Source organism: Bradyrhizobium jicamae (genome assembly GCF_018130215.1).
GTDB classification, from domain to species: Bacteria; Pseudomonadota; Alphaproteobacteria; order Rhizobiales; family Xanthobacteraceae; genus Bradyrhizobium; species Bradyrhizobium jicamae_A.
The window spans coordinates 120,880-134,180 of sequence record NZ_JAFCKQ010000003.1 but is presented as its reverse complement, the minus strand read 5'-3'; the positions used below and the strand labels follow the sequence as shown (position 1 = coordinate 134,180).

15 protein-coding genes are annotated in these 13,301 nt (G+C 63.4%); 2 read left to right on the top strand and 13 right to left on the bottom strand.

Features of this window, described 5'->3' with window-relative positions; translation table 11 throughout:
* Positions 1 to 72 precede the first annotated feature (72 nt).
* The 9 genes from JQ586_RS06660 to JQ586_RS06620 form a co-directional block, all read right to left on the bottom strand.
* Positions 73 to 264: a hypothetical protein gene (locus tag JQ586_RS06660; RefSeq protein WP_212393720.1), complete on the bottom strand. Its 192-nt coding sequence runs from the start codon at positions 262 to 264 to the stop codon at positions 73 to 75.
* 229 nt (positions 265 to 493) lie between these two features.
* Positions 494 to 958, bottom strand: coding sequence for a lipocalin-like domain-containing protein (locus JQ586_RS06655; protein WP_212393719.1), 465 nt, complete (start codon positions 956 to 958; stop codon positions 494 to 496).
* Positions 959 to 995: 37 nt separating this feature from the next.
* The gene (locus JQ586_RS06650) at positions 996 to 1,967 is read right to left on the bottom strand and encodes a hypothetical protein (RefSeq protein WP_212393718.1); all 972 of its coding nucleotides are present in this window, start codon (positions 1,965 to 1,967) and stop codon (positions 996 to 998) included.
* 338 nt (positions 1,968 to 2,305) lie between these two features.
* Positions 2,306 to 2,524 (bottom strand): adenylate/guanylate cyclase domain-containing protein, encoded by a 219-nt coding sequence (locus JQ586_RS41465; RefSeq protein ID WP_212393717.1) that lies wholly within the window; start codon positions 2,522 to 2,524, stop codon positions 2,306 to 2,308.
* A 66-nt stretch (positions 2,525 to 2,590) separates the two neighbouring features.
* The gene (locus JQ586_RS06640; RefSeq protein ID WP_212393716.1) at positions 2,591 to 3,211 is read right to left on the bottom strand and encodes a peptidoglycan recognition family protein; all 621 of its coding nucleotides are present in this window, start codon (positions 3,209 to 3,211) and stop codon (positions 2,591 to 2,593) included.
* 35 nt (positions 3,212 to 3,246) lie between these two features.
* Positions 3,247 to 4,470 carry a GGDEF domain-containing protein gene (locus JQ586_RS06635; protein WP_212393715.1) on the bottom strand — a complete coding sequence of 408 codons (1,224 nt, stop codon included), beginning with the start codon at positions 4,468 to 4,470 and terminating at the stop codon, positions 3,247 to 3,249.
* A 635-nt stretch (positions 4,471 to 5,105) separates the two neighbouring features.
* On the bottom strand, positions 5,106 to 5,717 hold the full coding sequence (locus tag JQ586_RS06630; RefSeq protein WP_212393714.1) for a LysE family translocator: 612 nt from the start codon (positions 5,715 to 5,717) through the stop codon (positions 5,106 to 5,108).
* A gap of 15 nt (positions 5,718 to 5,732) precedes the next feature.
* Positions 5,733 to 6,605, bottom strand: a complete 873-nt coding sequence (locus tag JQ586_RS06625) for a dienelactone hydrolase family protein (RefSeq protein WP_212393713.1) — start codon at positions 6,603 to 6,605, stop codon at positions 5,733 to 5,735.
* Between the two features lie 79 nt (positions 6,606 to 6,684).
* Positions 6,685 to 7,086 (bottom strand): response regulator, encoded by a 402-nt coding sequence (locus JQ586_RS06620; protein WP_212393712.1) that lies wholly within the window; start codon positions 7,084 to 7,086, stop codon positions 6,685 to 6,687.
* Between the two features lie 228 nt (positions 7,087 to 7,314).
* Between JQ586_RS06620 and JQ586_RS06615 the strand changes: the two genes are divergently transcribed.
* Entirely contained in the window at positions 7,315 to 8,169 is an 855-nt protein-coding gene (locus tag JQ586_RS06615) for an SDR family oxidoreductase (RefSeq protein WP_212393711.1), read from the top strand.
* Between the two features lie 35 nt (positions 8,170 to 8,204).
* Here JQ586_RS06615 and JQ586_RS06610 read toward each other — a convergent pair whose 3' ends face one another.
* The 3 genes from JQ586_RS06610 to JQ586_RS06600 form a co-directional block, all read right to left on the bottom strand.
* Positions 8,205 to 9,053, bottom strand: a complete 849-nt coding sequence (locus tag JQ586_RS06610; protein WP_212393710.1) for an FRG domain-containing protein — start codon at positions 9,051 to 9,053, stop codon at positions 8,205 to 8,207.
* Between the two features lie 103 nt (positions 9,054 to 9,156).
* Positions 9,157 to 9,963, bottom strand: a complete 807-nt coding sequence (locus JQ586_RS06605) for a lytic murein transglycosylase (RefSeq protein WP_212393709.1) — start codon at positions 9,961 to 9,963, stop codon at positions 9,157 to 9,159.
* Between the two features lie 77 nt (positions 9,964 to 10,040).
* Positions 10,041 to 10,442: an ester cyclase gene (locus JQ586_RS06600; protein ID WP_212393708.1), complete on the bottom strand. Its 402-nt coding sequence runs from the start codon at positions 10,440 to 10,442 to the stop codon at positions 10,041 to 10,043.
* 277 nt (positions 10,443 to 10,719) lie between these two features.
* Here JQ586_RS06600 and JQ586_RS06595 point away from each other — a divergent pair, with 277 nt between their 5' ends.
* Positions 10,720 to 10,956 carry a hypothetical protein gene (locus JQ586_RS06595; protein ID WP_212393707.1) on the top strand — a complete coding sequence of 79 codons (237 nt, stop codon included), beginning with the start codon at positions 10,720 to 10,722 and terminating at the stop codon, positions 10,954 to 10,956.
* 179 nt (positions 10,957 to 11,135) lie between these two features.
* On the opposite strand, the gene rpoD is transcribed toward JQ586_RS06595, so the two are convergent.
* Positions 11,136 to 13,271: an RNA polymerase sigma factor RpoD gene (gene rpoD, locus JQ586_RS06590; RefSeq protein ID WP_212393706.1), complete on the bottom strand. Its 2,136-nt coding sequence runs from the start codon at positions 13,269 to 13,271 to the stop codon at positions 11,136 to 11,138.
* Between the last annotated feature and the right edge of the window lie 30 nt (positions 13,272 to 13,301).

The following is a 13,301-nucleotide window of genomic DNA, read 5'->3' as shown; positions in this document are numbered from 1 at the left end:
GCGGACATGCCGGGTCAGCCGCTTCGCGCCAATAGTTGACCATGCGAAAAAGGCAGCCAACTAGGCAGAGCCCTACTGCTTCGAGCGCCGCTTCAAAACGTCCTTGTCACCTTTCTCTTTCTTGGATCTGATTACGTCAGCCTGTGCCCGGTAGGCTTGGGCCATGGCATGCAAATCATCAGCGACATCGGGGTCGCGGGCCGAGACTGCCGCGCGCTCTGCGCCGTCAGCCTGCTTGCGAAGGGACTTAGTCAGCTTGGCCATAGTCGATTCTAATGAGGTACCTACTCATAGATGACAAGTGCCCCTAGCGCGATCAAGACGACCAAGGCTGCTATCGCGAGGACGGATTGCGAGCGCATGCTGCTTCCGCCAGTTCCCAACCGGCGACGCGCCAAGATGCCCGGTCAACCCCTAACAGTGACCAAAGAGCGGACATTTTCTGAGGTCGCAGATGGCCATGAGCAGACCTCGCGTTGCCTGGATCAGAAATCTAGCGTGCACTTTTTGCGCGCTCGAAGATTGTTGTCGCCACCCCACCGCCCGACGAGTGCGGGTCTGTGAAGTGCAGCTCATCACCCCTGATACCGAACGAACGTTTCGTGTTCTTGCCGTCCCAGTTGGGCAATGTCGCACGCTCGACTTGAAACGTGAAACTCTTGTCCACCTCGTCGACGACGTAAGTGCCGAAATGAGCGAAGCTTCCAGAAACGACAGCGATGCTCTCATCTGCCGTCGGGCTGGAGCGGCTACCCGACGCAAACTTCGGGAGGCCACCGGAAATGAAGATGATTGAATATCGCCCGATCGAATCGAACACCAGATGGCCCTTTGCATTTGGGCCATAAGCGTCGAATCTTTTGCCGTCCCGCTCGGTTACGACGGAAACAAGCGTCCACGTGCCTTCCAAATCTTTCGGATCATAGCTAACCGAAGGGGTGAGTTCCGAATTGACCATGGGCAATCCTCCTTTCATTGCTCGAAAAGCATTCCGGTCAAGCACGATCCTTAAGTGAACGTCTTGCGGCCGCGAAGGCGCCGACAATCTGAGGCGTCAAATAGATCGGAAGTTGGAGCAGTGCGAAGTAGAGCCACGTCAGCTCTGGCAGCGACGATCCCGACAGGGCGGCGGCCATAAGTCCAACGTTGCGATGGCCCGTCGCAAACCCCGTTACGAAGGCTTCGTCGGCTCCCATGGCTCGAAGCGAGACTATCGCGATTAAGAGACTGCCAAGAGCGACAAAAAAGGCGACCGCAGAGAGACCAAGCAGCAGGATCGGCTCCGCGAAGAGCTTCAACACGACGCCATCGAACATCGCAAGAGCAAACAGCGTAAAAGCTATAAGGTTGATACCGGCGAGTTCGCTGCGATACGCCTCGACACGAGCGCGACCGAGCCACAACCTCAAACCTGCCGCAACCAGAGCCGAACCGCCGATCATCACGAAGAGGTTGCGGCCGAGAACAAAGCCGTCAATCGGGATTGTCGTCCCGGCAACCCAGCTTACCAAAATGGGCGCAGTGAATGGTTGGATCGACATCGTGGCGAGCAAAAGCAGAACCGCGAAGGTCACGTCGATGCCCAGCACAAGAGCAACCGCCGGGGTGGCCATGATCGGTGCGGCCCCAGCCTGCAAGCTCAGCGACAAAACAAAATCGGGATCAAATCGATCTCGGCCGACAGTGTTCAGGAACGCCCAGAACAGGGCAGGAATAGCCAGCATCGCCCAGGCCGTTGCGGTCAGCAACCTCGTTGGCCGCGTGAGGCTTTGCTTTGCGTAGCTTAGATCGAGCTGCGCAAACGCATTGACAAGGAAAATTGCTATCATCAACGGGAGGCTCGGCCTGAGGGCCGTGCCCAATCCCGGCCAAATCACCGGAACGAAGACGCCGATGCAAAGCGCGATGGTCATTCCCCTCGCACCCTGCGTACCGACAATCGACAGCAAGGTTCGCAGCCTGGCCATCCGACCTTCCCCCCGGGAACATAATATTGCACATCGACGACGCGATGTCCGCTGTGGTCATAAGCGTCGGTTTGAGCCCCACGGATGACTTCCGCTCCCCACTCAACTTCAGGCTTTTTCCGGTGCCGCGCAAATGGTCGCAAGGGGCCAATGGCGGACCTTGGCGCTGCAACACATACTGCCGGACTTGACGTGTCTCTACAGCTGGTTCGGATGCCGGCTGCGCAATGCGTGAACTGCGATCTCGCGCTCTATGCCTTTCACGCGAACGATCTTTGAGCCGAAATGCATCTCCGCCAGCAAATCGGCAGCGCCCGTCGAGTCGTACATTTCGTCGCTCAGATAGATCTCGTTCTCCGCCGCCAGCCCTGTAGGCGCGACGCTAGGTTGACTGATTGACCGAAATAATCGAGCCGTTCGTTCAACGTTACCGCCAAGCACGGCCCGACATGGGCCCCAATTCTTAGCATGATCAGTTGCTCGCCCGCACCATCGTTGAAGCGCCTGATCTGCGCAAGAATGTTCAGCGCCGCACGAATAGCGTTCAGTGACCCCATGCCTGCCGGGTCGAGTTTCCGCTTCGTCCCCAAAAGCGGGCGCCCGGAGTTCAATGAGTAGGGGCCCTACTCGCCCCATTCCCGCGCCATGGTCGCGAGCGCGCAGCCCTCGCAATAGCGGGCATCCTTGAAGTCAATCCAGTTGTGCGCGTAGACGTGGTCGAGCGGGATGTCGTAACGCGCGCGCAGCACCTTCACCAGGATCCGCCAGGCCGCGATCTGGGCGTCGGTCGGCCCGCGCGTGACATCGGGGTAATTGCCGGCGAACTCGACGCCTATCGACGTGTCCTTGTTCACTTGGTGATAGGTCTTGCTGTTGTCGATATATTTGTTGTCGTTGCGGTCGGCGCCGTCGGTGTGGGTCGGAATCAGATTGTCCGCGACCGCCCAATAGACCGTGCCGTCGGTCTCGACCCAGACCATGACGCCGCGCCGGGTCGGGTTCTTGTGCTGCGCCTCGGCGCCATACCGCGCCGATCCGGCCGGCCCCTCGGTCTGGTGCACGATGATGTTGCGCCATGGATGGGCGCTGGCAACGTCGCCCCAGGGCGACAGCCAGACCATCCTCAGCCCGGGAATCCCGGGCGTGCCCGGCGAGCGCGCGATGGCCGCGAGATCCGGCGTTTCGGCGAAGGCGGACGAAGACAAGAAGAGTGCGAAGAGGGCGGCAAGCGGGCGGAGCGTCATGCGGACAGATCCAGTGCCGCTACGCCATAGCACGCTCAGGCGCTCCGGCGCAGCGCGCTCTCCGGAAGATCGGTCATGTCGGGCGCGAGCGGGGGCGCTCCCGGCTCGTAGGTCGAATAGCCGTTCTTGCCGCCCTTCTTGGCGTCGTAAAGCGCGTGGTCGGCGGCGGCGATCAGGCGGTCCGGATGCAGGCCGATCTCGCGGCTCCATTGCGCGACCCCGATCGAGACCGCGATCGGGATGTCGCCGCCGGTGCACTGTTCGGCATCGGCGCGGACGACTTCCAGCACGCGGCGGGCGATCATCGCGCCTTCGCGCAGCGTCGAGGACGGCAGCACGATGCAGAACTCATCGCCGCCGGTGCGGGCCAGCATGTCGCCGGCCCGCAGCCGGGTCTGCGCCATCAGGGTGAAATGCTGCAGGCAGGCGTCGCCCGCGGCGTGGCCGTGGGTATCGTTGATGCCCTTGAAGCCATCGAGATCGATCACCAGCAGCGCGAACGGATCGCCACTGCGGTCGGAGCGCGCGCATTCCTCGGTGAGCCGCTGCACCAGATGGCGGCGGTTGCCGACGCCGGTGAGGTCGTCGAGCAGCGCGAGGTCCGCGACCTCGCTGCGCAGCCGGTCCATTGCCATCAACAGGAAGCCGAAATTCAGCGCCATCGACAGGAATACCAACAGCAGGATGACGAGCGACTGGCCGGCGTTGAAGTGCACGAAGGAGAAATCGGCCGGCTCGACCAGGACGCCGACAAGGCGCAGCGCATAGATGCCGATGATCATGGTGGCGACGATGGTCGCAAGCCTGGCGCCCGGGGTGACGCGTCCGTTAGCCGGCGCCAGCAGCAGCTTCACCGTGAGCGCCATCGGCGTGATCTGCGCGGCCGTGTAGATGACGACGCGGGCCGGCATGCTGTCATAGGCGAAGACGAAGACGCCGAGGCCGGCGAAGGTCAGGCCCGAGAGCAGCGCGGTACCGCGCCAGGTGACGGGACGGCCGTAGAAGCACCGGACGCCCATCTCGGCGAGACATGCGGCAAGGATCAGCAATGTGCCGGCGACGATCAGCGGGAGGAGCGAGTCCGTCAACACCACGCGGAGCATTGCGATGGCCGCGCCAGCGGCCGCGGCGAAGGCCGAGCCGGTCCAGAATCGCGCCGCGCCGAATGCGGGATAGCTGTGCGTGACGTAGGCCCAGATCAGGCCGAGCGCGAGAAAATTGATGACGAACACCGTCCAAAGCGTCGGAACGCTCAACATCCAATCTGTCCGAGACCGCTGCGGCCTCGCCTCCCCTGCAATCCACCGCCCGCCCTTAGGGCGCTCCTCCGATGACAATCCCCGTTGTCTTGCGGACAGGATGCGGCCGCGCCGCTTAACGGACTCTGACCCGTCACCCGGCAATCCATGCCGTGGTTTTGAATTGATGAAGACGGCGCGCCGCCGCGCGTTTGCGCACCGTTAAGCATGATGCGGGCGATGGTGCCTGGCGCCGACGTGATGTGGAATGTCGCGAAAACACGTCGAAAACGCATAACAGCTGTGGATAACGTAATGACAGCGGCGTGACAGCCCACGGCAGCCGCCAGCGAATCTGCTGAGTTTGCTATCGAGGATGTTGCGAGGCTGGCCCTCCGCCAAGCATGCCTCGGAGTCGCGTTCAATCCATTTAACCCTGAGAGGATACTATGGCTAAGAAAGCGAAGAAGGCGAAGAAGGCGAAGAAGGCCAAGAAGACGAAAAAGGCCAAGAAGTAGTCCGATCTCGCCCGGGTAGCGGCTCAAGCCCTGCCCGGGCACCCGGAACGGGCAGATCGGTCTCGAGCTTCGAGCAAATGGGTTCCGACATCGCAGGCGCAACGCCTGCTTTTTTGTTGCCTGCATCCAGGCCGCGAGTCAGCGCTCCGCGAAGGCGAGCTTGGCGCCGAGCAGCGCAAAGCCGGCGGCAAAGCTGCGCCGCAGCCAGGCCATCACCTTCGGCCTGGTGATGATGCGATCGCGCACCGAGGCCGCAAACAGCCCGTAGATCGCGAACACCCCGAATGTCATCGCCATGAACACCGCCGAGAGCTCGGCCATCCGCGCCAGCGGATGCGGCTCGTCGACGGCGACGAACTGCGGCAGGAAGGCAAGGAAGAAGATCGACAGTTTTGGGTTGAGGATGTTGATCAGGATCGCGGTGACGATCACCCGCCCGCTCGAGCGCGGCTTGACCTCGGTATCGACGGCGAGCGCCCCGCTCTCGCGCAGCGCCTGCCAGGCCATATAGAGCAAATAGACCACGCCACACCATTTCAACGTCGCGAAGGCCATCGCGCTGGTGTGCAGGATGGCGGCGAGCCCGAGCATCGCCGCGATCATCTGCGGCACGATCCCGAGCGTGCAGCCGAACGCCGCCGCGACGCTGGCCCTGGAGCCCCGCGTCAGCGCCACCGCCAGCGTGTAGAGCACCCCGGTGCCGGGCGAGGCCACCACGATCAGCGAGGTCAGCAGGAAGGACAGCGACATCTCGGACCCCCAAACTCATTCCAAATGCATCTTCAGATAGTCCAGCACGCGCGGAAATGCATCCTTGCGCGCCTCAGGGTCGGTCCCGATCACCGGGATCGAACCGTCGTGCATCCGATACTGCGGCAGCTCGGTGCGCGGCAGATTGGGCGCATCGAAGGCATGCACGGCGCCGGGATAGCTCTTCAGTTCGACCGGATTGCCGCGCGCCTTGGCCGCGGCGATGAAGTCGTCGCAGGGTTTAAACGGCGTCCAGACATCGGCCTCGCCGATCAGTACGAGCAGCGGCACCTTCGTGGTCCAGCTGTTCGGCTCCACGTCCGTGTAGGGCTTCGACTGATAGCGGTCGGCGCAGGCGCCGGGATAGAACGACACCGCGGTCCGGAAATCCTGCGTCAGCCCGGCCGGCCGGCCGATGCTCCTGTCGTTGACGGTGAGGAGGGTCACCCCGCCGCCCTGCGACCAGCCCATCAGCGCGACATGGTCGGCCTTCACGAAGGGCTGCGCCTGCAGGTATCGCAGGGCGCCATAGGCATCCTTCGGCCGGTCATGCCACATCCTGCGGCTGTCGGGCCCGCGCGAGCAGGTCTGGCCGAGGCCGCGCGGCGTCGCGCTGTCGACGACAAGCGTGACATAGCCTTGCACGGCAAGCGCCCGCGCCCAGGCGCGATAGATCGCGAAAATGCGGCCCTTCCTGTCGTTGAGCCCGGAGCAGCCGTGCATCATCACCACCGCCGGCCGCGGCGCTTCGCCTTCCGGCCGCGTAAGGTGACCGATCAGGTCGGTCGTACCGTCGAGCGAGGGGAAATTGACCACCGTCTCCGCTGCCGCGGACGTGACCGCGAGGACAAACCAGGCCAGCGCGATGAGCGACCACAGGCGGGACATCCGCCGCCCATATCACGGCGGCCTTGCGGGCGAAAGCGATGCAGCCGCGCTGCGTCGCATGCCCGTGCTGACAACTTCGTTATGAGGACCGGCCGCCGGCCGCTTGCAGCTCGGAGGCCTTCGTCTCGGCGACGCGGATCACATCCAGCGGCGCCCAGGGCTTGGCCCAGAACATCGCCCCTTCCGGCAGGCGCTGCCGCAGCGGCCGGCCCGAGGTGACGATCACCTCGAGGTCGGGATTGTACTTCTTCGCGGCGTGTGCGAGCTCGACACCGGTCATGTGCCCGGCAAGCTGGACATCGGTCATCATCAGGACGACCTTGCGGCCCGTCCTCTGCAGCACCAGCTCGGCGGCCTCCGCGCTCTCGCAGGCGATGACGTCGAAATCACTTTCCTCCAGCAGCAAACCAATCATCTCGCGTTGCATCGGGTCGTCCTCGACCACCAACGCTTTCGCACGATAGGGTCTCGATTGTCCCATGGGTGTGCCTCCCTTAATGATCGCCGATTGACTGAAGCTGCTTCCGTTCCGATAAACGGAACGAAGCTCCAGGTTCTCGTCGCGACGCGTTTCTCCACGCGAACCGATATCCACTTCGCACTAAAACGCTCCAACGATCATATGTTAAGTGTGAAACCACTGGATGGTTCGGTTCCAATCTGAGAAAAAGCGCGGAACACGTACTTTATTTGGATGGAGCTGCCCCACATGACTGCGATCCGTGGATCCACTGCCGCCGTGACCGGAGCCGCCAGCGGCATCGGCCGCGCGCTGGCATTCGAGCTCGCGCAGCGCGGCTGTGACCTCGCGCTCGCCGACCGCGACGAGGCCGGCTTGCAGGCGGCCGCCGCCGAGATCACCAAGGGGAGCCAGCGCAAGGTCACCGTGCATCGCGTCGACGTCAGCGAGCCGGCCCAGATCGCGGCGTTCGCGGAGACCGCATGCGCGACGCATCCCACGCTCAACATCGTCATCAACAATGCCGGCGTCGCCCTGCTCGGCGACTTCAACGAGCTCGAACAGGCGCAGATGGAGTGGCTGTTCAACATCAATTTCTGGGGCGTGGTGCACGGCACGCGCGCCTTCCTGCCGCATCTCGCCCGGCAGCGCGAGGCCCATATCGTCAACCTCTCCTCGATCTTCGGCATCGTCGCGCCGCCCGGCCAGAGCGCCTATTGCGCGGCGAAGTTTGCGGTGCGCGGCTTCTCCGAAAGCCTGCGTCACGAGCTTGCGATGGCGAACAGCCCGGTCAGGCTTTCGGTGGTGCATCCTGGCGGAATCGCAACCAACATCGCGCGCAACTCCCGCACCGGCGCAGGCATCACGGACAATGCGCGCCGCGCCGAGTCGCTCGAGCGCTTCGACGCGCTGGCCAGGAAATCGCCGGCCGCGGCGGCGATGCACATCGTCGAGGGCATCGAGAAGAACCGGCCGCGCATCCTGATCGGCAGCGACGCCCGCTTCCTGGATCTGCTGCAGCGGTTCCGCCCCAGCACCTATTGGAAGGTGATGCAGCGGCAGATCGAGAAGGCGGCGGCGAAGGCGGCGGCAGGCGCAAAGTGACCGGCACCGAATAACCGGTAGCCAAATATTCGGTGTCACCCGCCCATCTGCTTCTTCACCCCGAGCGCCAGGCGATAGAGCGGATCGCTTTTCTCCGAGGGATACAGCGCGCTTCGCGCTACCTGCGGAAAGTCGTCGTTCTTCCAGAACGAGGCCGGCGAGAACGAGAATTTCGCGACCAGCCGCCTGCCGAAATCCATCTCGTAGGGAAAATAGTTCTCCCTTTGCTCGTAGCCGGCCATGTCGGGGTATTCACCGAGCAGATAGCCTTCCTGGATGTGCGGCCGCACCGCGGAGGGCGGGCAGACGCTGGAGAGCCGTACGATCTGCAGGCCGGCCTCGGCGCTCGCGGTGATCGCGCCGCTCAGATTCGGCACGCCCAACACATAGAGGAAGGCGGTCGCTGTCCCGGCGAGCGAGGCAAAGGACGCAGCGATCCGGATCGAATGGGTGACGTCGAGCAGCGGCGTTTCGCAGACCTCGTAGTGCTGCAGGATCGACCAGCGCAGGATGCGATGCCGCTTCAGCCGCTCGACGCCGAGCAGCTTGGCCTTGGCATAATCAGCGACCAGGAATCGCTCGGCGCGTTGCAGCGCCGCGAACCGCGCCACCAGCGTGGCCCGATCGGGATTGCCGTTGATGCCGCGGAACAGCGTCGGCTTAAGGGACGAATTGCGCTTGACGTTCCTGTGGTCGGCGCCCTGGCCGCGAAACAGCAACACATGGTCGCGGTTGAGGAATTGCAGCTCGGCGATCTTGGTAGCGAGCTCGAGGTACGAGCCGACGCGATGACCCGGCCCCTGCCGGACCGCGGTGTTCTTCGCGATCTGGCATCCCCTGCGGTCGAAGAACGACCAGATCTTCTGGCTGCCGATCGTTTCCATGCCGCCGAACTCTCTCAAACGTCATTCCGGGGCTCGCGAAATGAGAACCCGGAATCTCGAGATTCCGGGTCCGACTCTTCGGACCATCCCGGAATGACGTCCCTCACCGCCCAACCAGCTGATCCGCAAAATACCCGATCGTCTTGCGGTAGATCACCGCCCTGTTCCACTCGCGCATCGCCTCGAAATTGGCGCTGCCCTCGCCGTAGGGCGCGCCCATCTTGAAGCCGTTGGTGTGCAGCAGGTTCGCGGTCGAGGCCAGCACGTCGGCCACCGAGTGGCGCAGATCGACACGGCCGTCGCCATCGAAATCGACGCCATACTTGATGTAGGACGACGGCAGGAATTGCGTCTGGCCGATCTCGCCGGCATAGGCGCCGATCAGGTCGTTCAGACGAAGGTCACCGCGCTGCACGATCTTGAGTGCGGCGAGCAGTTCGCCCTGGAACAGGTCGGAGCGGCGGCAATCATGCGCCAGCGTTGCGAGCGTGCGGATCACCGGCAGCTTGCCCATGTCGCCCTTGCCGAAATCGGTCTCGAGCCCCCAGATCGCGACCAGGATCTGCCTGGGCACGCCGAACTGCTGCTCGATTCTCGACAACAGCGCCGCATGCCTTTGCAACATCGCCCGCCCGCCATTGATGCGGCCGGGACCGACCCGGGTCGAGACATACTGTTCGAACGTCTTGTTGAAGGTGTAGCGCTGCCGCCGATCGAAAGCGAGCACCCCGCCATCCTCCGTCACGCCGCCAAGTGCCGTCGAGATCACATCCTGCGAGATGCCGGCCGCGGCGGCATCCTGCGAGAACGACTGCACGAAGCTGCCGAAAGGGCCGCCGCAACGCGCGGCGTAGGAGGGAGACGCTGCGACAAGCGCGCCGAAAAGGACAAACCATCGAAGCTTGAGCATATTGATTTCCCGGAAGAGCCACCCGCTGCGGATCATGCCATGCGTCCGACGCGACGGTCAAAAGCCATCCTCAGCCCTCAGATACCGCTCCAGCCCCGCAAAATCGATCTCCGCCCAGCGTTCGCAAATCTGCCGTCGCGGATGCGCCAGAAAGTCATGCCGCGAAATTCGACGTGCTTGCCGGTGCGCGGGATACCGCGCCAGGGGCTTCGGTGCGTGCCACGCCAGATGAAGCGGCCGGCAACCATGTCGCGTTCGGCGACCAGGCATTCGGCGACCACGGACAGATTGGCGAAGGCTTCCTTCAATGGGGTCATGCGCGCGATCACCTCGTCCGCGTTCATCATCTTCCCCATCGAATGGTCGAAGAAATCGGGCGTAAGCTGGGTGCGCACCGCATCGGGGTCATAGCGATTGGTCACGGCCTCATAATGCGCGAGCACGAGCGCCTTGTTGGCCTCGAGGGTGGCGTTGGACATTGGGGGATCGCTCTTGGAGATACAGGTTGCAAGCTGGCGAGATACGCCTCATACGCGAATAGATCGCGACGGCGCAAGTACCGATCGTCAGAAAATTGTCATCCGTCGGCCGATCCGAAAATCATCGGTTAACCTCGTGGCACACCAGCCGCCGCCCGCGCGCGTGATCGAGCGGCGCCGCGCAAGGCCTTTTTGGGCCGATTGCGCAAGGCAGATCAGCGCAGTCGCCTGTGCGATTTGCTTTGACTTGGGCGCGCCGATTGACGACAAGCCGCGCATGCCGAAGAAACCCGGGACCAATCCCAAAGCCGAATTCGCCTTCTTCAACGTCGTCTATGAAGACGGCTCGCAGCGCTCCAACCGCCGCGTGCCGGCCGAACTGCTCGGCGGGCTCGACGGCGACGAGCCGGCGCGCGGCTTCATCATGGAGCAGGACCGCGAGATCGCGGAAAAGTCCGGCCGCCCGGCGCTCGGGATCAAGACGCTCGAGCGGGTCGGGGTGAAGAAGAAGTAGGCGCTGCGGCGGCTCGTCCGCCCAATCAACAGCAGCAGAGCAAGCGGCACCCCACTCCCCTTGCGGGAGAGAGTGGGCAGAGGGGCGGCCGCGGGCGCCGACGGTTGAGATCGACGCGCTCCATCAAAAACAAAAACGGCGGGCTGAGGCCCGCCGCATTGCTTTGGATCGATGTCCGATCAGTTGTCGAGGAAGCTCCGCAGCTTCCGCGACCGCGACGGATGCTTCAGCTTGCGCAGGGCCTTGGCTTCGATCTGGCGGATGCGCTCTCTCGTCACCGAGAACTGCTGGCCGACCTCTTCCAGGGTGTGGTCAGTGTTCATGCCGATGCCGAAGCGCATGCGCAGCACGCGCTCTTCGCGCGGGGTGAGGGAAGCCAGCACGCGCGTGGTGGTCTCGCGCAGGTTCGACTGGATCGCGGCGTCGATCGGCAGGATCGCGTTCTTGTCCTCGATGAAATCGCCGAGGTGCGAATCCTCTTCGTCACCGACCGGGGTCTCGAGCGACAACGGCTCCTTGGCGATCTTGAGGACCTTGCGGACCTTCTCCAGGGGCATGCCGAGCTTCTCGGCGAGCTCTTCCGGGGTCGGCTCGCGGCCGATCTCGTTCAGCATCTGGCGCGAGGTGCGGACGATCTTGTTGATCGTCTCGATCATGTGCACGGGGATGCGGATGGTGCGCGCCTGGTCGGCGATCGAACGGGTGATCGCCTGCCGTATCCACCAGGTGGCGTAGGTCGAGAACTTGTAGCCGCGGCGGTACTCGAATTTATCAACCGCCTTCATCAGGCCGATGTTGCCTTCCTGGATCAGGTCGAGGAACTGCAGGCCGCGGTTGGTGTACTTCTTGGCGATCGAGATCACGAGACGGAGGTTGGCTTCCACCATCTCCTTCTTGGCCTGACGGGCCTCGCGCTCGCCCTTCTGCACGCCGTGCACGATCTTGCGGAATTCGCCGATCTCGAGCCCGGTGAGCGCGGCCAGCGACTGGATCTCGTGGCGCAGCTCCTTGATGCGGTCCTTCTCGTGATGGACGAAGTTCTTCCAGCCCTTGGCCGAGAGCTTGGAGACGCGGTTGAGCCAGCGCGGATCGAGCTCCGAGCCCTGGTAGTTGCGCAGGAAGTCGTCGCGGGCGACGCCGTGGCTGTCACCCAAACGAAGCAGCCGGCCCTCGAAGGAGACCAGCTTCTTGTTGATGTCGTAGAGCTGCTCGACGAGCGAATCGATGCGGGCCTGGTTGAGGCGCAGCGACTTCACCTCGACGATGATCTCGTCCTTCAGCTTCTTGTACTTGCGCTCCTGCGAGGGCGACAGCGACTCGCTCTGCAGCTGGTTGGCGATGTCCTGCTCCTGCAGGCGGCGCAGCTTCTTGTATTCGGATGCGATCTTGTCGAAGGTCTCGACCACCTTCGGCTTCAGCTCGGCCTCGATCGCGGCGAGCGACATCTGGTTCTCGAACTCGTCATCGTCCATGTCGGATTCGGCCGCGGCCTCGCCCGGATCCTTTTCCTCGCCCTCGACCTCACCGCCGGCGGGTGCGGCGCGGAACGGGGTCGGCGACGGCGGCGCGGCCGGCGGCGCGACATGCGCGGGCGCGGCGCCTTCAGCACCGTTGCCATTGCCGTTGACCTCGGTGGCACCCTCGCCGCCGTTGTTGCCGATCAGGTTCGGATTGATGCCGCCCTTGGATTCCGGGCCGGCATAGGTGGCTTCGAGATCGATGATGTCGCGAAGGAAGATCTTTCCTTCGTTCAGTTCGTCGCGCCAGATGATGATGGCCTGGAAGGTCAGCGGGCTTTCGCAGAGGCCCGCGATCATCGCCTCGCGGCCGGCTTCGATGCGCTTGGCGATGGCGATTTCGCCTTCGCGGGAGAGCAGTTCGACGGTGCCCATCTCGCGCAGATACATGCGCACGGGATCGTCGGTGCGCTCGCCGGGCTCCGACTTCTTGACCTCGGTGACGGCCTTCTGCGTGACCTCGACGAGTTCGTTGTCGGTCTCGTCGTCGCCGTCGTCCTTCTCGTCCTCGCCCTCGCTATCCTCGGCCTCGGTGACGTTGATGCCCATGTCGGAGAGCATCGACATGATGTCCTCGATCTGCTCGGGCGAGGTGGTGTCGGAGGGGAGCACTTCGTTGAGTTGATCGAAGGTCACGAAGCCGCGCTTCTTGGCCTGCTTGATCATCTTCTTCACCGCGGCATCCGACAGGTCGAGCAACGGCGACGGCGCGTCAGCGGCATCCTTCTCAGGAGCATCGGCTGCCTTGTCGTCCTTTTCCTTGTCCTTAACCTGCAGCGTCTTTGCCTTGGTGGCCATTCACTAAGCTCCCGAAACGCGGTCATGCGA